Genomic DNA, 20,016 nt, shown 5'->3' with positions numbered 1-20,016 from the left:
AGATGACCAGCCCGAACATGTTCATCGTCTACGTCAGCGACGTGGCCCGCACCGTCGACTTCCACCGACAGCTCTTCGACATCGAGCCCTCGGCGTTCCCCAGCCCCGGCTTCGCGTCGTTCACGCTCGCCGGAGGCACGGAACTCGCCCTGTGGAGCGGGCATGCCGACGCCCTGGCCGGCGGCCCCGTGCGCACCAGCGAGGTCACCCTGTGCCTGTCGGGGGGACCAGAGACGATCGAGGAGCAGCACCGGAGCTGGCGGGCGCTCGGCGTCGCCGTGCTGGAGGAACCGCATGATGCCGTCTTCGGGCGCACCTTCGTGATCGCCGACCCCGACGGGAACCGGATCCGCGTGGCGCCGGTGGACTGAGCGGGATGACGGTGCAGCTGCGGCAGTCACGCGCAAACATTCGGTCCCCAGCGTTGCCTCACCGCGGTATGGGCGGTGAGGCAACGCTGGGGACCGAAAGTTCATACGGCACTACCAGCCGGGTCAGGAAGCCTGCTCGACCTGCTCGGCCTGCTCGACCTCTGCGGGGTTGCTCCGAAGCGTCGCGGCGAGCACCACGGCGAGGGTGGTCATGATGCCGCCGAAGGCGAAGGCCCAGGTGGCGCCGCTGGCCTGGGCAGCCTGCGCCGAGGCACCGGACTCGACCGCGAGGACCGAGCCCAGCGTCAGCAGCGCGATGAACACCGCGGTGCCGAGCGCGCCGGCCAGCTGCTGCAGGGTGTTGAGGATCGCCGAGCCGTGGCCGTAGAGAGACCGCGGCAGCGCGCCGAGGGACAGCGCCATGAGCGGGGTCATGACCATGGCCATGCCGATGCCCAACGGGATGTTCAGCGCGACGATCAGCCCCTGGGTGGTGTCCGCATCGAACAGGAGCACCTCGAGCCAGCTCACGATTGCCATCAGTGCGGCGCCGGGAACGACGATCGGCCGCGGGCCCACCCGGTCGTACAGGGCGCCGACGAATGGGCCGAGCACGCCGGAGGCGGCCGCGCCGGGAAGCATGGTCAGGCCCACCTCGAGGGTGGACATGCCCAGCGAGCCGGTCATGTACAGCGGCAGCGCCACGACGGTGCCGAGCATGGTCGCGAAGCCCAGCAGGATGACCAGCACGGACACCGAGAAGGTGCGCACCTTCAGCGGGCGCAGGTCCAGCAGGGGCTCCTTGCCACGGGAGTGCATGCGCACCTGGCGATTGGCGAACACCGCGAGGGAGAGCACGCCGACGCCGGCGACGAGCAGCGGCACCAGGCGGGCCTCGCCCTCCACGATCTGGCTGATCGAGGCCAGCGCGTAGATGACGCCGCCGAAGCCGATGGCGGAGAGGATCACGGAGGTGACGTCCAGTCGGACCTTTTCCGGCTCGGTGTAGTTGCGCATGAAGATCAGGCCGATGACCAGGGCGACCACGATGATCGGCAGCATCATCACGAACAGGTAGTGCCAGGACCAGTGCTCCAGGATGAACCCGGAGATCGACGGGCCGAGCGCCGGGGCGGCCGAGATGACCACGCCGACCAGACCCATCACCAGGCCGCGGGCCGTGATCGGTACGAGCGCGAGGATCGTGGTCATCAGCAGCGGCAGCACCATCGCGGTGCCGGCGGCCTGGACCACGCGGGCTCCGAGCAGCACGGGGAAGCTCGGGGCGACAACGGCGATCGCGGTGCCGACCAGGAACAGCAGCATCGCGGTGATGAACACGGTGCGCACCGACAGCCGTTTCATGAGGAAGCCGGTGGTGGGGATGACGACGGCCATCGTGAGCATGAAGCCGGTGGAGAGCCACTGGGCGGTGACCGCGGTGATCGACAGGTCCGCCATCAGCGTGGGCAGCGCGACGGAGAGCAGGGTCTCGTTGAGGATCATCACGAACGCGGAGACGACCAGGACCGCGATGATCGGGGCGACCTTGTAGGAGGCCGGCGCGCGGCCGTCCTGCACGGTGGTGCCGGGGTTGTCGGCTCCGTCACGGGTGGCGTGCTCGGCGTCGGCTGAGGCGGAGCCGCCGGAGATGATTCCGGGTGCGTCGACGGCGGGGAACTCGCCCGTGGGCTGACGGGTGGACGTCATAAGGGTGGCGTGCTTTCTGCATGGAGGGACCGGAGGGCCGGGACCTGCCTGCCCGCGCGCGCTGCGGGGCGGATCAGTCAGATCACCATCCGGTGGGGCCCACGGGCAACGCCCGCGGCCCGACAAGTCTTTCAGGACAGCGCGCCTCCCCCGTAGGGAATGTGCGCTACGCATCCACCAACGTCGGGCCGGGCTCCTGCATTCCCGGCCAGCGCACTTCGTGCTCGCGATTCTCAGGTGGTGCGTCACACGGGCGCGACGGTCCCACTGCGCAGAGTCCCCGAGTCCCCGAGACCTCGAGGCCCTGGCCCGTGGGCTCGCCGCCTCTCGGTCTGCTCCTGCGCACTCCTGCGCACTCGGGATCGGCCGCCGTCGAGCCTGCGTTATGTGTCGGTGAGAGCGCCCTCAACGACACGTACAGCAGTCTCGAGGGGAGAAGGCCTCACTGGATCGGGCTGGATAGCCGGGAGCGCGACGAGGGGAGCGCGACGGGGGAGCGGCGGGTCGAGCACGCGTGGGTGGTTCAGCCGCGGTGCTGACGCCACCACAGCGCAGCCTGCACGCGGGAGTCGAGCTGCAGCTTCATGAGCGCGTGGGAGAGATGGGACTTCACCGTGGTGATCTCGACGAAGAGCTGGGAGGCGATCTGCTGGTTGGAGAGCCCCTGCGCGACCAGGGCGAGCACGTCCTCCTCCCGGCGGGTGAACGGGGGTTCGGGGCTATCGCCGAGGTGCGGCCGACGGTCGGGAACCGAGCTCGTCGCCGGTTCACGATCCCGGTCGACGGCCACCGACCGATCCCGCAGCGCCCCCACCACGGCGCGGGTCGCGGCGGCGGAGAGCACCGCGTCGCCCCGGTGCACGTCCCGCACGGCGGAGAGGATCCGCTGCGGGTCCTCGGACTTCACGAGGTAGCCGTCGGCCCCGGCGGCGAGCGCGCCGAGCACATAGTCGTCGAGGTCGAATCCAGAGATCACCAGCACGTTCGCCCCGGTCTCGCGCAGGCGCGGAGTGATCTCGATGCCGGTCGCGCCGGGCATCCGCACGTCGGTCAGGACCACGTCGGGCCGGTGCTCCCGGGCGGCGGCGACGGCGGAGTCCCCGTCGGCCGCCTCGGCGACGACGGTGATGTCCGCCGCGGAGTCGAGCAGGGCGACCAGTCCGGAGCGCACTGCCGGGTGGTCATCCGCCACCAGGACGCGGATCGGCAGGCTGGGGGAGCTGTCGTGCGAGGACGCATCGATCACGGTGTGGCCTCCAGGGCGGTGGGGGAGGAGGCGCGCGGCTCGCGCTCCGGGGCAGTCGTCGGGATCGTCGGGGTCTCCGTCGCCGGTTCCATCGACCTCGTGGCCCGGGCAGGCAGCTGCGCGAGCACCCGCCAGGTGCCGGCCTCCGCGCCGGGGCCGGGGCCGGAGGTGGCGCTCCCGCCCACGGCCGTCGCCCGGTAGGCGAGGGCGCCACGCCCCACACCGGTGCCGGGGACGGAGCGCTGGGCGCGGCGGTTCCGCAGCTCGAGCGTGACCGTGCCCGCATCGGCATCGGCATCGGCATCGGCATCGGCATCGGCGTCGGCGTCGGCATCAGCGTCGGCGTCGACGCGGACGCTCAGCGAGATCGGTGCCAGCCCGTGGCGCACGGCGTTGGTCGAGGCCTCGGCCGCGATCCGCAGCAGGGCCGCCTGCACGGAGGGCTCCACCTGTGAAGGATCCGTCGCTGCCGGGTCGATGACCACCTGGGCCTGCGGGTCGCGCCCCCGCAGGCGCGCGGTCAGCGAGGGCCAGTCCAGAGTGACGGTGGGCTGGGTGCCGGACTCCGCGGTGGAGAGCACCCCGATCATCGAGCGCAGGTCCCGCAGCGCCGCATGCGCCGACTCCCTGGCGGTGACCAGAGAACGGTCCCGCGCCTCGGGCTGTTCGAGGGAGGCGGCGAGGTTGGTGTGGAGGGAGACCGCGCTGAGATGGCCGGCGATCACGTCGTGCAGGTCGTGGGCGATCGTGAGGCGCTCGGTCTCCACGGCCTGGGCGGCGCGGGCGGAGGCGAGCTCGTGCTCGAGATCGGCGAGGGACTCCGCGCTCAGCCGTGCGTCGCGATGGCGGCGCACCTCCCAGCCCCACAGCAGCGGAGTCGACAGCACGAGCGCGGCGACCAGCAGCACCACCAGGAGGATGGGGCCGGGGGCGCCGAGCAGCAGCGCGGCGAGGACGGCGATCGCCCCGGCGCCGATCGAGAGGATCGTGGTGACGCGGGCCAGCCGGATGCTGCCGTGCAGGACCGGGTCGAAGATCGCCTCGAACAGCAGCAGGTAGGCGGAGACCTGGCCGCCGACCACGATCTCCGCGATCGCGAGGGGCCCGGCCACGGCGAGCGGGATCACGGGTCGGCTGCGACGCCACAGCAGGCTGACGCAGGCGATCAGCAGCATCACCACCGAGACCCACGTCGGCCACCGCAGCGCGCCGCCGACGAACCCGGAGTTGCTGGCTCCGGTCGCCGCGAGCAGCACGACCGCCCCCGCATAGCCGGCCGCCGCGAGCGCGTCGTGCCGCGTGAGCCGAGGGCGCTCGGGAGTCCCGAACGGGTCTGGAGACATGGTCCGAGGCTACGCGGAGGCCGTGCACGTCGCCTCCTCCTTCAGCGCATTCGGCACCTTGGGAGGAGGACCGCGGAGGATGCCGTCGTCACGATGGAGGGCATGGAATCGCTCCCCGACGCCGTCGGCCCGCTGGGCCTGGTCCTGCTCGCCCTCGTGGACTCCACCTCGATGGGCACGCTGGTGATTCCTGTGATCCTGCTCGTGGTGGGCCAGGGCGGGGCGCTGCGCATCGCCGGGCGCACCCTGCTCTACCTCGCGGTGATCGGCCTTTTCTACCTGCTGCTGGGGATCGCGCTGCTGGCCGGGCTGCTGCCGCTGATCGAGTCGTTCGGGTACCTGCTCGCCTCACCGGCGGTGATGCTCGCGCTCGCCGTGGCCGGGGTGCTGCTGGTGGTCTGGTCCTTCCGTCTGGACCCGAAGTCGGTGCGTAAGCGCGGCGGGGATCCGGAGGCGTCCGCCCGGCGCTGGACCGATCGCGCCCGACGGGCCTCCGGGCGGCCCGGCCTGCTGATCTCCCTGGCGCTGCTGGCCGGGGTGATCGAGGCGGCCTCGATGATCCCGTACCTCGCGGCGATGGGGATCATCGCCGACCTGGGGATCGGGTTGGGCGGCGGAGCCCTCGTGCTGGGGGGCTACTGCGCAGTGATGATCGTGCCGGGGGCGGTGCTGTGCGGCGTGCGCGCCGCTCTGGGTGCGCGGGCCGATGCCCTCCTGGACCGCGTCCACGAGTGGGCGGTGAAGAACGTGACCAGCGCCTTCTCCTGGGTGGTGGGCATCATCGGCGTGATCCTCCTGCTCAACACGATCGGTCCTGCCCTGTCCCTGCTGACCGGCGGTCAGGGCGCCTGAGATCCGGCCCCGTATGCTCAGCGCCTCAGCGCCTCAGCGCCTCAGCGCCTCAGCGTCCGGTACGTCGCCCACGCCGAGCGGGCGGAGTCCACGACGACGACCGCGGGGTCTCTGCTCGAGCGGCACCCGGTGCCCGCGTCCTCGCCCCGACGGCCCGTGGTGACCGCGACCGTCAGCGCGAAGATTCCCAGGCCGAGCGTCGCGAACTCGACGGTCTCCCCGATCAACCCGGCCAGGAGGGCGAGCCCCTCATGGTCTCGCCCGGTCAGCTCATGCTCGAGCCCGGTCACGGGGACCGTCACCACGAGGCCGATCCCGAGCAGGACGGCGCCTGCGGCCAGCCAGGGGAGGGCCGGGGCCCGACCGGAGCGCCCAGCACGGCCAGAGCGACCCTGCAGCGCTGCGACCGCGAGGAGCGCAGCCGCGACGCCGAGCAGGGCCAGCCGGAGCAGGGACACCTGGCTCATCAGGTCCGCCATCCCGGCGAACCCTTCGCCGTGCAGCGAGCCGAGGGGGAGTGCGCGATGGCCGAGGAACCCGATCAGCACGCCGAGCATCGCGAGCGCGCACCCGCTGAGCGCGAGGACCAGGGAGGCGCGGGGCGTGGTGCGCCGATAGACGATCAGGAGCGCCAGTCCTGCCAGGGGTGCGAGCAGACCGACGAGTTCGAGGATGCGGATCATGGACAGGGCTCCTTCGGGGGCAGTGCGCGGCCGACGGGATCGGCGTGCTCTCCGGTTATGGCACACGCGTGCTAAAATAGTAGAGTCGATCGCCGGTTCTGGCAAGGGCGTGCTATAAAAAGGCATGCCCAAGATCGTGAACCCCGAGGAGCGTCGACGCGCCATCGTCGAGGCCGTGTTCGTGGTCGTCGCCCGCGACGGCCTCGCACGCGCCTCCCTGCGCAGCATCGCCGCCGAGGCCGGCCTCGCCATCGGCTCCGTGCGCCACTACTGCGGCAGTCAGCAGGAGATCCGGGAGCTGGCCGTCGAGGCCTTGTCCACGGGATTCGAGGACAGGTTCCGCGCGCACCTCGCGGATCTGCCCGCCGTGCAGGCCGGGGCTCTGTCCCGTCGGGCGCTGGCGCAGCGCGCGCTTGAGGAGCTGCTGCCGCTGGACGAGCGGCGCCGATCGGAGATGGCGGTGTCGCTGGAGTTCACCGTCGCGGCGCGCACGGATCCGAGCGTCGGCCCGCAGGTCGCCCGGCTCCGTCGGGGGATGGTGATGGTCGTCGCACGGATCCTCGCCGGGCTCGAGCAGGCGCAGGCGCTGCGCGAAGGGGTCCAGGTGGAGGTCGAGATCGATCGCCTGGCGGCACTGCTGGACGGCCTGGCGCTGCGCGGACTGGACCCCGAGGAGCTGTCCCCCCAGCGCGCTCGGGACGTGCTCGTGCGCCATCTCGACGACATTCTGGAGCCCACGAGCCTCTGAGCGGGCCCGAGCGCGCCCGGACGGCCCGGCACCCGGGTGGGTTCCCCGCCGTGACCTGGTGCCTGCGCGGTAGCATTCGAGGACGACGGCTCCGACACCGGGGCTGTCGGGTGCGACGGACCGATGAGGGGGCAGGGTGATGGCATCCCCACAGTGTTCCGGCGATCTCGCCCGTCACGCCCGCACCGTCGGTCCGGGCCCCGTCGACCAGGAGGTCCCTCAGTCATGAGCAACGGCGTCACCGGCTCCACCCACCGCACGGCGGTGACCCTCTCGGACGTCGCCCGCGCGGCGGGAGTCTCCATCGCGACCGCCTCGTTCGTGCTCAGCGGCCGCGACGGCAGCCGCTCGGCCGGCTCGCCCGCCACCAAGGCGAAGGTGCGCGCGGCCGCGGAGGAGCTCGGGTACGTGCCCAACCGCAACGCTCAGGCGATGCGCACCGGCCGCGGCGGCGGCATCGTGCTCGCGCTCGGCACCCTCGATGACCCGTGGGGCGTGCAGCTGGCCACGCAGGTGAGGGAGGATGCGCTCGAGCACGAGCTGTCCACCCTGGTCCTGGCCGATGAGCGCTGGAGCGAGTACCTCTCCGGGGCTTCGGCCGACGCCGGCTTCATCACCAGCGTCGACTTCCAGGAGGACGGTCCCGAGAAGGTGCGGCGACTGGCCGCGGCCGTCCAGACCGGGATCGTCGCCTTCACCGCGAAGATGGAGCCCGAGGGGTTCGACGTCATCTCCTCGACGCCCTACTGCGCGATCGCCAAGGCCTACGCCCGGCTGCGAGCCCGCCACGAGACCGTGCACCTGCTGGCCCCGGATCTGGCGGGCCGGATCCCCGGCACGATCAACCACCCCCGCACCCTCGCCTTCCTCGACGCGGCGCACGAGCACGGGGACGAGGCGCCCGAGCGGCTGCTCCGCCTCACCCAGGCGAGCGGTCGCGACACCTATCTGGCAAGCCTGGAGTGGCTGGTGGCCCCCGATCGCCCCCGCGCCGTCATCTGCTTCACCGGCTACCAGGCCGTGGCCCTCCAGCTCGCCGCCGAGCGGCTCGGCCTGAACATCCCCGACGACCTCGAGATCATCGCCATCGGCGACGTGCCCGCAGAATCCGAGTACTTCGGCCCGATCAGCTACTACGGGGTGGACGACGTGTTCGCCCGCATCTCCGCCGTGGTGATCGACGCCGCCCGTCGGCGCGGCGAACGAGCCGGCGAGAAGCACTCCTTCGACTGGGAGTTCTTCCCCGGCGCCACCACCCACCTCGACGAATGAGCCCGATGCCCTCCACCACCTGGACCCTGCCCGGCCTGCACCTGCGCGACGTCACCCTGCCCGTCCCGCTGGACCATGCCGACCCCGCCTCGCCGGCCCTGGAGCTGTTCGCCCGCATCGTCGCGGAGCCCGACGGCCAGGACCGACCCTTCCTCGTCTACCTCCAGGGCGGGCCGGGATCCGAGGCACCGCGGCCTCTCGAGGCAGGGTCCCCGCCGTGGCTCGCCCGCGCTCTGCGCGATCACCGCGTGGTCATGCTCGACCAGCGCGGCACCGGCCGCTCCACGCCCGTCGGTCTGGATGCGCCCCTGCCCGAGGGCGCGATCGACGGTGCCGACACTCTGCGCGCGGCGAGCCCTGCGCAGCAGGCGGCCTATCTGACCCACTTCCGGGCCGACGCGATCGCGCACGACGCGGAGCTGCTGCGCGAGCATCTCGGGGCGTCGAGCTGGTCGCTGCTGGGGCAGTCCTTCGGCGGCTTCACCACCCTGCGCTACCTCAGCGCCCACGCCGGCAGCGTCGACAAGGCGCTGTTCACGGGCGGATTGCCGACGCTCGGCCCCGACATGGACACCGTCTACGCCACCACCTGGGACGGCATGATCGCCCGCAGCGAGCGCTACTGGGCACGCTTCCCCGACGATCGTGACCGCATGCGCCGGCTCTCGGATCTCGCCGGGGCCGGGCAGCTGCGACTGGCCGACGGGCAGAACGTGGGAGTGGAGCGCCTGCGCCGCCTCGGCCATCTGCTCGGAGCCTCCGGCGGCCAGGAGCGCCTGCACTACCTGCTGGATCTCGAGCCGACATCGCCCGCCTTCCTCCACGACCTCGCGGCCGCCCTGCCCTTCAGCGGTCGCAACCCGCTGTACGCCGTGATCCACGAGAGCTGCTGGGCCGACGGCGTGGCCACCCGCTGGACCGCCGACCGCATGATGCCCGAGGCGGTGCGCCAGGACCCGACGCTGCTGGGCGGCGAGCACATCCATCGCGACCTGTTCGCGGAGGACCCGGAGTTCGCGCCCTGGGCCGAGGCCGCCGATCTGCTCGCCGAGCACGAGTGGCCCCGCCTCTACGACGAGGACGCCCTGCGCGCCGCCGACGTTCCCGGCGCGGCCGCCGTCTACTACGACGACGCCTACGTGCCGCGCCAGTACTCCCTGGCCACGGCGGAGCTGCTCAGCGGCGTGACGCCCTGGGTCACCAGCGAGTACGAGCACAACGGTCTGCGCGCCAGCGGCGACGGGGTCATCGACCACCTCCTCGATCTCGCGACCGGCCGCCGCGCCGCCTGACGACCTGACCGCCTGAGCGACTGAGCCGTCTGACCTCAGAGCCGCCTGAGAGCAGAGATCGTCGTCTCAGCAGCCGTCGGCCTGCGCCGTCTGCTGACTCGGGCCGCCCGCCAGCCCGGACTGCCTTCCAGCCCGGACTGCCTTCCAGCCCGGACTGCCCGCCAGCCCGGGGTGCCCGCTTGCTCGGGCTGTCTGCCGTCCCGGGCTGCCGGCGATGCTGTGATCCGCCACACAGCTCCTCGTCGACGTGCCTGGCTGCAGGCTCAACGCGACATGCATTGGTGACCAGTGGTCGGTATCGGCTCGACTTATTAGTGCGTTGGAACTAATAATGCTCATCGTGGCTGCGTCGAGCGGCCGGCAATGACGCACATGCGGCACATGACGAAGGAGTCCACCCGTGACGACACCCTCAGGCGGGACCGGTTTCGCCCCGGATCCGACCATCGACCTCCAGGGCAGCCCGAACCTGATCGGACCGAAGCTCCCGATCCCTCACCTCGGCATCAAGCCCGAGGCCAAGAGGCCCATCTGGTTCATCGCGGGCCTCGTCCTGGCGCAGTTCGGAATCTTCGTCGCGCTGCTCGGCCCGGCCACCGTGTCGATCCAGATGAAGGCACAGACCCTGACCACGGATCCTGCCGAGCAGGTCGCGATGACAGCGATGGTCATCGCCCCCGGCGCGCTCGCGGCGGTCATCTTCAACGCGGTCGGCGGGCGGATCTCGGATCGCACCACCTCCGGTCTGGGCAGGCGTCGACCGTGGATCGTCCTCGGAGTCCTGGGCCTGACGCTCTCGCTCCTGCTCATCGCGCTCGCCACCGGCCCGCTGATGATGGCGATCGGGTGGTTCCTCGCCCAGGCCTGCGCGAACCTTGGCTTCGCCGCGTACCTCGCGTCCGTCGCGGACCAGCTGCCCTCCGAGCAGTACGGCAAGACCTCCGGCCTGATCGGTATCGCCCAGAACTCGGCCATCATGGTCGCGACTTGGCTGAGCGCGGCGTTCTCCACCAACATGCTCCTGCTCTTCATGGTCCCGGCGGTGCTCGGACTGGTCCTGGTGGTGGCGTACGCACTGATGCTCCCCGAGCCGGTGCTCAAGGAGAACCGCTACCCGTTCAACCTGAGGGAGCTGATCGCGACCTTCTGGACGAACCCCGTGAAGTACCCGGACTTCGGCCTGGCCTGGTGGGGCCGCTTCCTGATCATCCTGGCCTCCTACCTCTTCGTCACCTTCCGGTTGTTCTACATGACCAACCACCTCGGTCTCGCCGCCGGCGCCGCAGCGGCCGCGGTCGCCGTCGGAGTCACGATCTACACGGTGGCCTCGATGGTCGCGGGCCTGCTGGCCGGGTGGATCTCGGACAAGCTCGGGCGGCGCAAGGTCATGGTCGCCGTCTCGATCCTCGTCTTCGCGATCGGCACCTACGGGCTCCTCCACGCGGACACCGTGACCGGCTTCTACGTCTGCGAAGCCATCATGGGAATCGCCTACGGCATGTACCTCGCCGTCGATCTCGCCCTCGTGTTCGAGGTGCTCCCGGATCGGGAGAACACCGGCAAGCATCTGGGCGTGTTCAACATGGCCAACGCTCTGCCCCAGTCCCTGGCCCCCAGCGTCGGAGGATTCCTGCTCGCGAAGCTCGGCGGAGGCACCGACTTCACGGCGCTGCTCGTCGCGGCCGCGATCTCCGCGGTGCTCGGTGCGATCATCACGATGTTCATCCGCGGCGTGAAATAGAGTTTGCCTGACATCGACGGCCGGGACGGAGCGATCTGTTCCGGCCGTCCTGCTTCCATCACTCGAAGGAGACCACGCGACCGATGAGCGCCACCGGCCAGGATGCCCACCCCGCCCGCCGTCGGCCCGGACGGCCCCGTGGGCAGGACTCCGCCGTGGTGCGCGAGGGCGCGATGCGGGCGGCGATCGACCTCATCGCGAGGCAGGGCTTCGCGGCGACCTCGATGGCGCAGGTCGCGGCCGCCGCGGGGATCTCGCCCTCAGGGCTCGTCCATCACTTTCCCTCGAAGAAGGCCCTGCTCGGCGCGGTCCTCGAATATCGCGACACGGTGGACAGCTTCCCCCGGGAGGCGTTCGGGGATGGCCCCTGGGCCGATTTCGACCACCTGGTGCATGTGGCCGGGCTGAACATGGAGCGGCGCCAGCTCGTCCTTCTCTACACGACGATGATGGGGGAGGCTGCGACCTCCGAGCACCCCGCGCACGAGTGGCTGAAGAGCCACTACGCAGCCGTCGTCGGGACGCTTGCCGACGCGGTCCGAGCCGCGCAGCGCGACGGCCATATGCGGCCCGAGGCCCCAGCGGATCGCATCGCGCGCTCCACGGTGGCGCTGATGGACGGCCTCCAGGTCCAGTGGCTGCTGGATCCGGAGATCGACATGGAGGCAGCCCTGGGCGACTATGTCGCCGAGCTCAAGCGGCGGTGGGGCACAGACCCCGCCTGACCGGCGGCAGGCTTCTCTCAGGCGTCGGCCGCGAGGCGGAATCCCTTGTTGCCGCTCGCGTCCTCCGCGGCCGTCGAGCTCCGGGCCGCGACCCGGTAGCGGTTGCAGTACGAGTCGTGGCACAGGTACGAGCCGCCGCGCATCACCCGCACGTCACCGTCGAGCGAGAGCGCATCACCGGTGGACCAGTTGTCGCTGCACCACTCCCACACGTTCCCCGCCACCTCGTACAGCCCGAACCCGTTGGGTGGGAAGGACCGCACGGGCGCCGTCGCGACAAAGCCGTCCTCCTGCGTGTTCCGCACGGGGAAGGCGCCCTGCCAGATGTTGCAGCGGTGCTCGCCGTCCGGCGTGAGCTCATCGCCCCAGGCGAATCGCGCCTGGTCCAGGCCACCGCGGGCTGCCTTCTCCCATTCCGCCTCCCGGGGCAGACGCATCCCGCACCAGGTCGCGAAGGCCTCCGCGTCCCGCAGCGAGACGTGCACGACGGGATGATCGGCGCGGCCTCCAGCGCCGGACTCTCCCACGTCAGACGCTCCCACGTCGGACCCCGGGCCCTCGGGCTGGTCCCAGCGGGCCCCGTCGACCGCTCGCCACCACGGGGTGCCGGGCGGCTTGCGGCTCGCTCGGCGCAGGTCCTTCTCGAGCAGCGGGGCGAACACGAACGACCAGCCGAACTCCTCCGCCTCGGTGACATATCCGGTCTCGTCGACGAAGGCCGCGAACTCCGCGTTGGTCACGCAGGCCGGGTCGATCCGGAAGGCCGGGACGTCGACCGTGCGCACCGGGGACTCGCCGTCGGAGGGGTTGCGGTCGCGGTCCTCCGAGCCCATCCGGAACGCCCCGGCGGAGATCACGACGGCGCGATCGGCGCGGGAACGCACCTCGGCGACGGGTGCCGCCCACTGGTGCGGCCCCTGATCGGCGGGGTCTCCGAGGTCCGAGGGAACGGCCGACGGCATCTCGACTGCGCTCCGGCCGGCGCTGCAGCACGCGGCCGGAGTCGCAGGGGCTGGGTGCTCGATATCGTTCATGCCAGGTCTCTCTCTGTCAGGGTGGTCCTCCGGCGGCGTCGTTGACACGCCGTCAAGCCAGTTCATACGGTATCCGGACCTGCTGTGGCGCGGGCCGGGACCAGGACCGACGGCGAGGTCGCCGCGAACTCGGTGTCCGCCCGCCCCACCCTCCCGAAAGGCACCCACCCATGCTCACCGGCATCGACCCCCTGCTCACCGGAGACCTGCTGCGGATCCTCGACCACATGGGGCACAACGACACCCTGCTGATCACCGATGCGCACTATCCCTCCCATGCGATGGGGGCGCCCGTGATCGACCTGGCCGTCAGCTCCCCGGAGGCGGTGCGGGCCGTGCGCACCGTGCTGCCCGTGGATGTCTACGCGGGCCCCTCGGTCACGCTCATGACCCCGGAACCGGGCACCGGCGAGGAGGTGCAGGCCCAGCTGCAGGAGTCCGCGGCGATCCGGGCGGACCGCCTCGAATGGATCGACCGTTTCGACTTCTACGAGCGGGGCCGTGGCGTGTTCGCGGTGCTGCGCACCCTGGAGACCCGCAAGTACGGCTGCGTCATGCTGCGCAAGGGCGTGGTGGGGGACGACGAGGGCTGAGCGCGTGTGACGGTTGTCACCGGGTCGCTTCATTGTTAGCGTCGGGGCTCCGGGCAGAGCGCCGAAAATCGTTTTGATGGCTGCCGCACGACGTGGTGCGGCCGCCGCCGCCCTGCACGGGACCACATCCGACGACGATGACGGAGGACCGCGCCGTGACGCACCCTGCCCCTCAGCCCAGCGCTCAGACCATGCACGACCGCACCGGGCAGGAGGGGAAGAGGCCGGGCCGCCGCCGGGTCCTCGCCTCCCTCGGCGCCCTCCCCGCCGGCGCGGTGCTCGCCACGGCCGGAGCCGCCCAGGCCGCCCCGGCCGGCCGGGGCAAGGGCACGACGAAGGGCTCCGGCTCGGGGGACTTCGCCCTCGGGGTCGAGAACCTCCTCGTCCCGGAGACGCTGGAGATGCTGCGCGACGCGCGCGTCGGCCTGATCACCAATCCCACCGGCGCTGACCAGCAGCTGCGCTCCACGATCGACCTCCTGGTCGAGGCGCAGACGGAGGGCGGTTTCACGATGAGCGCGCTGTTCGGGCCCGAGCACGGGGTGCGCGGTGCGGAGCCGGCCGGAGGCTCCGTCGGCGACTACGTCGACGAGAAGACCGGGCTGCCGGTCCGCTCGCTCTACGGCGCCACGCAGAAGCCCACCCCGGAGATGCTGGCCGACGTGGATGTGCTGGTCTTCGACATCCAGGACATCGGCGCCCGCTTCTACACCTACATCTGGACCCTCTTCTACGCGATGGAGGCGGCGGGCGAGAACGACAAGCGCTTCGTGGTGCTGGACCGCCCCAACCCGCTGGGCACCGACATCGAGGGCTTCCTCCTCGACCCGGAGCTGTCCAGCTTCGTGGGCCTGAAGGAGATCCCGCAGACCCACGGCCTGACCGTCGGCGAGCTCGCCTCCCTGTTCAACGGCGAGTTCCTGGGCAAGGCCGTGGACCTCGAGGTGATCGAGATGAGCGGCTACGACCCCGAGGCCCCGCCGTCGGCCGATCTGCCCTGGGTGCTGCCCTCCCCGAACATCCCCACCCCGGAGACGGCGGTGGTCTATGCGGGCACCGGCCTGATCGAGTCGATCAACATCTCCGAGGGCCGTGGCACCACCACGCCGTTCCTGTGGTTCGGCGCTCCCTTCATCACCGAGGCCCAGGTCGACGCGATCATCGCGGACCTGCAGGCCGCGGAGCTGCCCGGCGTGCTCTACCGCCCCATGTTCGCCACGCCCACGGCCTCCAAGCACGCCGGAGAGTTCTGCGGCGGCCTGCAGCTGCACCTCACCGATGCCGCGGCCTACGAACCGGTGCGCACCGGCATCCACGTGCTCGCCGCCCTGTTCGCGAACGTCGACGAGGTCGACTGGCGCGAAGGAGAGGACTGCCGCACGGAGGACGACGTCTGCTGGATCGACAAGCTCTCCGGCACCAAGCGCACCCGCGCGATGCTCGAGGCAGGTGACGGCGCACAGGCCATCGTCACGGCGTGGCGGCGGGAGTCCCGTCGCTTCGAGGTCATCACCAAGCGCTACCGCCGCTACTGAGCAGGAGAGCTCCCATGACCCCCATGCACCCGGATTCCCCCACGGATCGCTCTGTCCTGTCCCGTCGTGCCTTCGCCGCGGCGCTGGCCGGCGGTGCCGTGGCCCTCCCGGCCGCCGCCCACGCCGCTCCCGCCGGGCGTGGCGCCGAGACCGCACGAATCGACGAGCTGATGGCCGGCATGAGCCTGGACCAGAAGATCGGCCAGCTCTTCGTCGCCGTCGGCTACGGCTCCGCGGCCGACGAGCCCCACGACTCGAACACCTCCACGACCGGCGTCGACACCATCGCGGACATCGTGCGCACCCACCACGTCGGCGGGCTGATCTACTTCACCTGGAGCGACAACCTCCAGGACATCGAACAGATCGCGACCCTGTCCAACGATGCCCAGGCCGCCGCCCTGGACTCCGGCGGCATCCCGCTGATCATCAGCGCCGACGAGGAGCGGGGCGTCGTCTACCGTCTGCCGGCCCCGGCCACCCCGCTGCCCGGCGAGATGGCCCTGGGCGCGACCGGCTCACGGGCCCATGCCCGCAGGGCGGGAGACATCGTGGGCTCCGAGCTGCGTGCCGCCGGCCTCCACCAGGCCTTCGCGCCCGACGTCGACGTGAACATCGAGGCGCAGAACCCGGTGATCGGCGTGCGCTCGCTCGGCGCGGACCCGGCGGCCGTCGCTCGCCTGGCGACCGCGCAGATCAAGGGCCTGCAGGGGGCGAACTGCTCCGCCGCCGCGAAGCACTTCCCCGGCCACGGCGACACCGCCACGGACTCCCATCTGGGACTGCCGGTCATCGATCACACGCGCGAGGAGCTCGACGCGATCGACCTGCCGCCCTTCCTGGCGGCGATCGACGAGGGCGTGGACGTCATCATGACCGCCCACATCATGGTCCCTGCGCTCGACGACTCGGAGCGCCCCGCGACGCTCTCGCACCCGATCCTCACCGGACTGCTGCGCGAGGAGCTCGGCTTCGAGGGCGTGATCGTCACCGACTCGCTCGCCATGGAGGGCGTGCGCACCCTGTTCGGCGACGACCGGGTGCCCGTCGAGGCGATCCTCGCCGGCGCGGATCAGATGCTCATGCCGCCGGATCTCGTGGTCGCGATCGACGGGGTGCGCGAGGCGGTCGCCTCCGGGGAGATCACCGAGGAGCGCGTGGAGGAGTCGGTGCGCCGGATCCTCGCCCAGAAGCTGCGTCGCGGGCTGTTCGACGAGGTCCAGGTGGATGCCGCGACGGCCGCCTCGTCGATCGGCACGAAGCGCTCGGTGGGCAGCGCCCAGGCGGTCGCCGACGACGCGGTCACCCTGATCGCGGACGACGCAGGCACCCTGCCCCTCGCCGCCGGCTCGAAGGTGCTGGTCACCGGGGTGGGCACCGCCGCGAAGCTCAACGTGGCCGTCGCCGCCCTGCGTGAGCACGGGCTGGAGGCGAACTCCCTGGTCATGCTGAGCGACGGTCGCACGATGACGGCCGGGGCCGACGCAGAGGCCGAAGCGGCCGCCCGCGGCGTCGACGCGGTGCTGGCGTTCACCTCGTCCTCGGGATTCACCACCCCTGCCTCGCAGGTCGCGACGATCGAGAAGCTCGCCGCCGGCGACGTCCCGGTGCTGCACGCCTCGCTGCGCAACCCCTACGACGTGGTGCACGTCGGCGAGGTCGCGGCGTCGATGGCCGCCTACGGCAACTCCGACTGCAACCTCCGGGCCGTGGCCGGCGTGGTCGCGGGCGCCGTGAACCTCCGCGGGAAGCTCCCGGTCGCGATCCCCACGGCCGACGGCACGGGGGAGGCGTTCCCGCTCGGGCACGGCCTGCGCTGAGGGATCCTGCCGCCGGATCGCGCCGGGGTCGCCGCTCACGGGGAGGCGTCGGCGTGCTCCTGGGCAGGTCGCTCGGGGTCGACGAGCTCGTGGAGCGCGTCGGCCTCGAGCGTGTCGTCGGCCCCGCGCGCTCCGTCGGCCTCGCGTGCGGCGTCGGCCTCCCGGGCGAGGCGGCGCCGGCGCCCCTGCACCCAGGCCCGGGTGAACACGCCGCCGGCCAGCAGCAGCACCGCACCCATCAGGGCGATGACCACGGTGAACGTGGCCTCGAGCGAGACCAGGGAGATCAGGCCGCTGGAGAGGATGATGCCCAGCGCGCTCGCGGTGCGCAGCTGCGCGAACACCTCGGCGCGGTGCTCGGGCTCGACCAGGCGATCCAGGACCAGCGAGTAGTAGGTCGCCAGCGGCGCGAGCACGGAGCCCACGAGCAGGGCGCCCACGACGGTGGCGGTCACCGAATGACCCAGCCCCACCGAGGCGACGCCGAGACCGGTCACGGCGAGCCAGGCCAGCACGGTGCGCCGGCGCGGCACGCGGTTGCGCACGCTCACCCAGACCCCGCCGCAGATGGACGTCACGCACAGGGCCACGGGGAACACGACGCCCCAGGCGGCCGGCAGGCCGAAGGAGACCGCCATCGAGACCGCGCCGATCTCGATCGCGGAGATCGCGGCCGCGCTTGCCGCCGCGCATGCCAGCCACAGGGCGATGATCGGCGTGAGGCGCAGGCGGCTGCGTCGGTGCTCCGGGCCGGGTGCGGTGGCGCTCGCGACGCGGGGCAGCAGGAACAGGGGCCCGACGCCCAGCAGCACCATCGCCCAGACCGCGGCCTGCGGAGAGATCCCGCCCAGCGCCGCAGCGAGCACGGGCGAGGCCACGAAGGTCACCTCGTTCAGGGTGGCGGCGACGCCGAGGGCGCGCGGCAGGCGCGAGACGGGCACGAGGTGGTTGAGCACGGCACGCAGGGTCCCGAAGGCCGCGCCGTTGACCAGGCCGGCCGCGGCCGCACCGCCGACCACGAGGGCGAAGGGGGCATCGGTCGCGGCGAGCACCGCGATCCCCACGAGGGCGAGGGCGCGCAGGCCGATGAGCGTGCGCACGAAGGGGAGCGGGGAGAAGCGTCGGCCGAAGCGGGTGATCGGCACGGCGCCGATCACCTGGGCGAGGGTCATCGCGAGCATCATCGCGGCGCCGCTGGCGGCATCCCCGGTCAGCGGCAGCGCGATGAGCGCGAAGGCGATCGGGGCGGCGGCCTGCGGCACGGCGAAGAGCCCGGAGGAGGCGAACCAGCGCAGCAGGCGCACATCGGTGGTGGGGCGACGCATGGGTGACCTCCTTCGAGGCGGGACGGGACGGTGCGAGCGCGCTCGCTATGAGCAACATAGTGCTCATCGCCCAGGATGCGCAATATAGTTCCCATCACTCCCGCTAAGCTCGTCGCCATGACCGGAGGAATGCGCCCCGCCGTCGTCGAGCAGCTCGGCGACCGCATCCGTGCGGCCCGCCAGGAGCTCGACCTCAGCGTCGCCGCCCTGGCCGAGCGCAGCGACGTCAGCCGCCGCATGCTCACCCAGATCGAACTGGGCCAGGCCAACCCCTCCGTCTCGACCCTGGACCGCGTGGCCGCCGGGCTGGGGACCACCTTCGCCGCGCTCATGGGAGTGGGTGCCGACGCCCCGCCCGACGGGGTCGAGGTGTGGTCCACCGAGGCCGGCAGCTGGTCCGTGCTGCTCGATGCGATCGACACCGAGGGCCTCTCCGTCGAGACCTGGAAGTGGAAGCTGGTGGGCGAGGACCAGCGACCCAACGGCTCCGGCGTGCCCTCGCCGGGCGTCATGATCCACGTGATCGACGGCGCCCTGGAGATCGTGTGCGGCGAGGACGTGCAGGTCATCGAGGCCGGCGGCTCCGGTCGTGTGATCACCGACCAGGAGTACGTGTACCGCGCCCGCGACGCCCAGGGCGCCGTGTTCACCTCGGTCGCGCTGCAGTCCCGCGCCGGTTAGGGTCGGCGGAGGCAGGAGCTGCTGTTCCCGCCGCGATCGCACCCGCTCGACGAGGAGCCCCTGTGCCCGCAGCATCCGTCTCGACGACCCCTGAGCCCGCAGCGCCTGTCCGTCTGATCCCCGGGGAGAAGCGGCGCCTGCTCGACGCCTCCCCGCACGCCGGGGAGCCCTGGTACGTCAACGACCACACCCTGATCCGTGCGGCCGACGGCACCTGGCACGCCTTCGGGATCTGGCACCCCGAGCCCGCCGACCCGCTGCACGAGGACCGCTTCCTCCACGCCACCGCAGCAGACCTGGAGGGCGCCCCCTGGACGGTCCACGACTCTGTCCTCCCCGCACGGCCGGATCTCGGCGAGACCCACGTCTGGGCCCCGCACGTGATCGAGCATGAGGGTCGCTACTGGATGTTCTACGCCGGAGGCACCGCCGACCACACCTCCTATCGGATGACGCTCGCGACCAGCGAGGACCTGTTCAGCTGGACCCGCCACGAGCCGCCGCTGTTCACCGACGGCTTCGACGCCCGAGATCCCATGGTGATCCACGACGGCGTGCGCTGGCTGCTGTACTACACGCGCACCTCCGCACCCGACGGTGGCTTCCACGAGGTCGCCGTGCGCACCTCCGAGGACCTCCTGACCTGGTCCGATCCTGCCGTCGCCTACCGCTCCACGCAGTCGGGGACCGTGGGCGGACCCACCGAATCCCCCTTCGTGATCCGTGCCGGCGAGGGCTGGGTGCTGTTCGTCTGCGAGTCCACCGCCTACGACAGGACCCTCGCCTACTACTCCACCGACCCGCTGCACTTCGAGGACTCCGGCGCTCTCGACGTCGACTTCGACGAGCACTGCGCGGAGATCGTCGCGGACGGCCCGCGCACCTGGATCACCGGCGGCGGCTGGGGGAGGGGCGGGCTGACGATTCGGCCTCTGGAGGTGTGGACCTGATGAGTCCGCTGGGCGTGCTGCAGATTGGCTGGCGAGGGGACGGCGTCGCGCCGACGCGATCGGCTGTCACTCATCCCTTAGCGTGCGGAATGCGA

18 protein-coding genes are annotated in these 20,016 nt (G+C 71.6%); 12 read left to right on the top strand and 6 right to left on the bottom strand.

The window, feature by feature from the left end; translation table 11 throughout:
* Positions 1-2: 2 nt before the first annotated feature.
* Positions 3-371 carry a VOC family protein gene (locus ACT3T5_RS02410; RefSeq protein WP_444593507.1) on the top strand — a complete coding sequence of 123 codons (369 nt, stop codon included), beginning with the start codon at positions 3-5 and terminating at the stop codon, positions 369-371.
* A 123-nt stretch (positions 372-494) separates the two neighbouring features.
* Here ACT3T5_RS02410 and ACT3T5_RS02405 read toward each other — a convergent pair whose 3' ends face one another.
* The 3 genes from ACT3T5_RS02405 to ACT3T5_RS02395 all read right to left on the bottom strand — a co-directional run bounded on the left by ACT3T5_RS02405 (position 495) and on the right by ACT3T5_RS02395 (position 4,670).
* On the bottom strand, positions 495-2,081 hold the full coding sequence (locus ACT3T5_RS02405) for an MDR family MFS transporter (protein ID WP_444593506.1): 1,587 nt from the start codon (positions 2,079-2,081) through the stop codon (positions 495-497).
* A gap of 523 nt (positions 2,082-2,604) precedes the next feature.
* Positions 2,605-3,327: a response regulator gene (locus ACT3T5_RS02400; RefSeq protein ID WP_444593505.1), complete on the bottom strand. Its 723-nt coding sequence runs from the start codon at positions 3,325-3,327 to the stop codon at positions 2,605-2,607.
* Complete coding sequence (locus ACT3T5_RS02395; protein WP_444593504.1) at positions 3,324-4,670, bottom strand: sensor histidine kinase; 1,347 nt, start codon at positions 4,668-4,670, stop codon at positions 3,324-3,326. Before ACT3T5_RS02395 ends, ACT3T5_RS02400 begins: the two co-directional genes overlap by 4 nt.
* Before the next feature lie 102 nt (positions 4,671-4,772).
* Here ACT3T5_RS02395 and ACT3T5_RS02390 point away from each other — a divergent pair, with 102 nt between their 5' ends.
* A complete protein-coding gene (locus ACT3T5_RS02390; protein ID WP_444593503.1) occupies positions 4,773-5,522 on the top strand; it encodes a GAP family protein in 750 nt (249 codons plus the stop codon).
* 41 nt (positions 5,523-5,563) lie between these two features.
* Here ACT3T5_RS02390 and ACT3T5_RS02385 read toward each other — a convergent pair whose 3' ends face one another.
* Positions 5,564-6,205: a hypothetical protein gene (locus ACT3T5_RS02385; protein ID WP_444578646.1), complete on the bottom strand. Its 642-nt coding sequence runs from the start codon at positions 6,203-6,205 to the stop codon at positions 5,564-5,566.
* Positions 6,206-6,329: 124 nt separating this feature from the next.
* On the opposite strand from ACT3T5_RS02385, the gene ACT3T5_RS02380 reads away from it, so the two are divergent.
* The 5 genes from ACT3T5_RS02380 (at position 6,330) to ACT3T5_RS02360 (ending at position 11,983) form a co-directional block, all read left to right on the top strand.
* A complete protein-coding gene (locus ACT3T5_RS02380) occupies positions 6,330-6,953 on the top strand; it encodes a TetR/AcrR family transcriptional regulator (protein WP_444578647.1) in 624 nt (207 codons plus the stop codon).
* A gap of 225 nt (positions 6,954-7,178) precedes the next feature.
* Positions 7,179-8,225 carry a LacI family DNA-binding transcriptional regulator gene (locus ACT3T5_RS02375; RefSeq protein WP_444593502.1) on the top strand — a complete coding sequence of 349 codons (1,047 nt, stop codon included), beginning with the start codon at positions 7,179-7,181 and terminating at the stop codon, positions 8,223-8,225.
* Positions 8,226-8,230: 5 nt separating this feature from the next.
* Complete coding sequence (locus ACT3T5_RS02370; RefSeq protein ID WP_444593501.1) at positions 8,231-9,517, top strand: alpha/beta fold hydrolase; 1,287 nt, start codon at positions 8,231-8,233, stop codon at positions 9,515-9,517.
* Positions 9,518-9,917: 400 nt separating this feature from the next.
* Positions 9,918-11,258: an MFS transporter gene (locus tag ACT3T5_RS02365; protein WP_444578650.1), complete on the top strand. Its 1,341-nt coding sequence runs from the start codon at positions 9,918-9,920 to the stop codon at positions 11,256-11,258.
* Positions 11,259-11,341: 83 nt separating this feature from the next.
* Positions 11,342-11,983, top strand: coding sequence for a TetR/AcrR family transcriptional regulator (locus ACT3T5_RS02360; protein WP_444593500.1), 642 nt, complete (start codon positions 11,342-11,344; stop codon positions 11,981-11,983).
* A 17-nt stretch (positions 11,984-12,000) separates the two neighbouring features.
* On the opposite strand, the gene ACT3T5_RS02355 is transcribed toward ACT3T5_RS02360, so the two are convergent.
* On the bottom strand, positions 12,001-12,945 hold the full coding sequence (locus ACT3T5_RS02355) for a formylglycine-generating enzyme family protein (RefSeq protein WP_444593499.1): 945 nt from the start codon (positions 12,943-12,945) through the stop codon (positions 12,001-12,003).
* A gap of 242 nt (positions 12,946-13,187) precedes the next feature.
* On the opposite strand from ACT3T5_RS02355, the gene ACT3T5_RS02350 reads away from it, so the two are divergent.
* The 3 genes from ACT3T5_RS02350 (at position 13,188) to ACT3T5_RS02340 (ending at position 16,965) form a co-directional block, all read left to right on the top strand.
* On the top strand, positions 13,188-13,610 hold the full coding sequence (locus ACT3T5_RS02350; RefSeq protein WP_444578653.1) for an RbsD/FucU family protein: 423 nt from the start codon (positions 13,188-13,190) through the stop codon (positions 13,608-13,610).
* A gap of 155 nt (positions 13,611-13,765) precedes the next feature.
* The gene (locus tag ACT3T5_RS02345; protein ID WP_444593498.1) at positions 13,766-15,145 is read left to right on the top strand and encodes an exo-beta-N-acetylmuramidase NamZ family protein; all 1,380 of its coding nucleotides are present in this window, start codon (positions 13,766-13,768) and stop codon (positions 15,143-15,145) included.
* 14 nt (positions 15,146-15,159) lie between these two features.
* Positions 15,160-16,965, top strand: a complete 1,806-nt coding sequence (locus ACT3T5_RS02340; protein WP_444593497.1) for a glycoside hydrolase family 3 protein — start codon at positions 15,160-15,162, stop codon at positions 16,963-16,965.
* 35 nt (positions 16,966-17,000) lie between these two features.
* Here ACT3T5_RS02340 and ACT3T5_RS02335 read toward each other — a convergent pair whose 3' ends face one another.
* Positions 17,001-18,290 (bottom strand): MFS transporter, encoded by a 1,290-nt coding sequence (locus tag ACT3T5_RS02335; RefSeq protein WP_444593496.1) that lies wholly within the window; start codon positions 18,288-18,290, stop codon positions 17,001-17,003.
* A 117-nt stretch (positions 18,291-18,407) separates the two neighbouring features.
* Between ACT3T5_RS02335 and ACT3T5_RS02330 the strand changes: the two genes are divergently transcribed.
* Both ACT3T5_RS02330 and ACT3T5_RS02325 read left to right on the top strand, forming a co-directional pair.
* A complete protein-coding gene (locus tag ACT3T5_RS02330) occupies positions 18,408-18,971 on the top strand; it encodes a helix-turn-helix domain-containing protein (protein WP_444578657.1) in 564 nt (187 codons plus the stop codon).
* 62 nt (positions 18,972-19,033) lie between these two features.
* A complete protein-coding gene (locus tag ACT3T5_RS02325; RefSeq protein WP_444578658.1) occupies positions 19,034-19,921 on the top strand; it encodes a family 43 glycosylhydrolase in 888 nt (295 codons plus the stop codon).
* Positions 19,922-20,016: the final 95 nt, after the last annotated feature.

It is taken from the genome of Brachybacterium sp. AOP3-A1-3 (genome assembly GCF_052378285.1).
Taxonomy (GTDB): domain Bacteria; phylum Actinomycetota; class Actinomycetes; order Actinomycetales; family Dermabacteraceae; genus Brachybacterium.
The sequence above is the reverse complement of the archived record's forward strand: the minus strand, read 5'-3'. Positions and strand labels throughout refer to the sequence as shown.

Coding starts and splice junctions, on each gene's coding strand:
- ACT3T5_RS02410 (WP_444593507.1), top strand. CDS start 3: ATGACCAGCCCGAACATGTTCATCGTCTACGTCAGCGACGTGGCCCGC.
- ACT3T5_RS02405 (WP_444593506.1), bottom strand. CDS start 2,081: ATGACGTCCACCCGTCAGCCCACGGGCGAGTTCCCCGCCGTCGACGCA.
- ACT3T5_RS02395 (WP_444593504.1), bottom strand. CDS start 4,670: ATGTCTCCAGACCCGTTCGGGACTCCCGAGCGCCCTCGGCTCACGCGG.
- ACT3T5_RS02390 (WP_444593503.1), top strand. CDS start 4,773: ATGGAATCGCTCCCCGACGCCGTCGGCCCGCTGGGCCTGGTCCTGCTC.
- ACT3T5_RS02385 (WP_444578646.1), bottom strand. CDS start 6,205: ATGATCCGCATCCTCGAACTCGTCGGTCTGCTCGCACCCCTGGCAGGA.
- ACT3T5_RS02380 (WP_444578647.1), top strand. CDS start 6,330: ATGCCCAAGATCGTGAACCCCGAGGAGCGTCGACGCGCCATCGTCGAG.
- ACT3T5_RS02375 (WP_444593502.1), top strand. CDS start 7,179: ATGAGCAACGGCGTCACCGGCTCCACCCACCGCACGGCGGTGACCCTC.
- ACT3T5_RS02370 (WP_444593501.1), top strand. CDS start 8,231: ATGCCCTCCACCACCTGGACCCTGCCCGGCCTGCACCTGCGCGACGTC.
- ACT3T5_RS02360 (WP_444593500.1), top strand. CDS start 11,342: ATGAGCGCCACCGGCCAGGATGCCCACCCCGCCCGCCGTCGGCCCGGA.
- ACT3T5_RS02355 (WP_444593499.1), bottom strand. CDS start 12,945: ATGCCGTCGGCCGTTCCCTCGGACCTCGGAGACCCCGCCGATCAGGGG.
- ACT3T5_RS02350 (WP_444578653.1), top strand. CDS start 13,188: ATGCTCACCGGCATCGACCCCCTGCTCACCGGAGACCTGCTGCGGATC.
- ACT3T5_RS02340 (WP_444593497.1), top strand. CDS start 15,160: ATGACCCCCATGCACCCGGATTCCCCCACGGATCGCTCTGTCCTGTCC.
- ACT3T5_RS02335 (WP_444593496.1), bottom strand. CDS start 18,290: ATGCGTCGCCCCACCACCGATGTGCGCCTGCTGCGCTGGTTCGCCTCC.
- ACT3T5_RS02330 (WP_444578657.1), top strand. CDS start 18,408: ATGACCGGAGGAATGCGCCCCGCCGTCGTCGAGCAGCTCGGCGACCGC.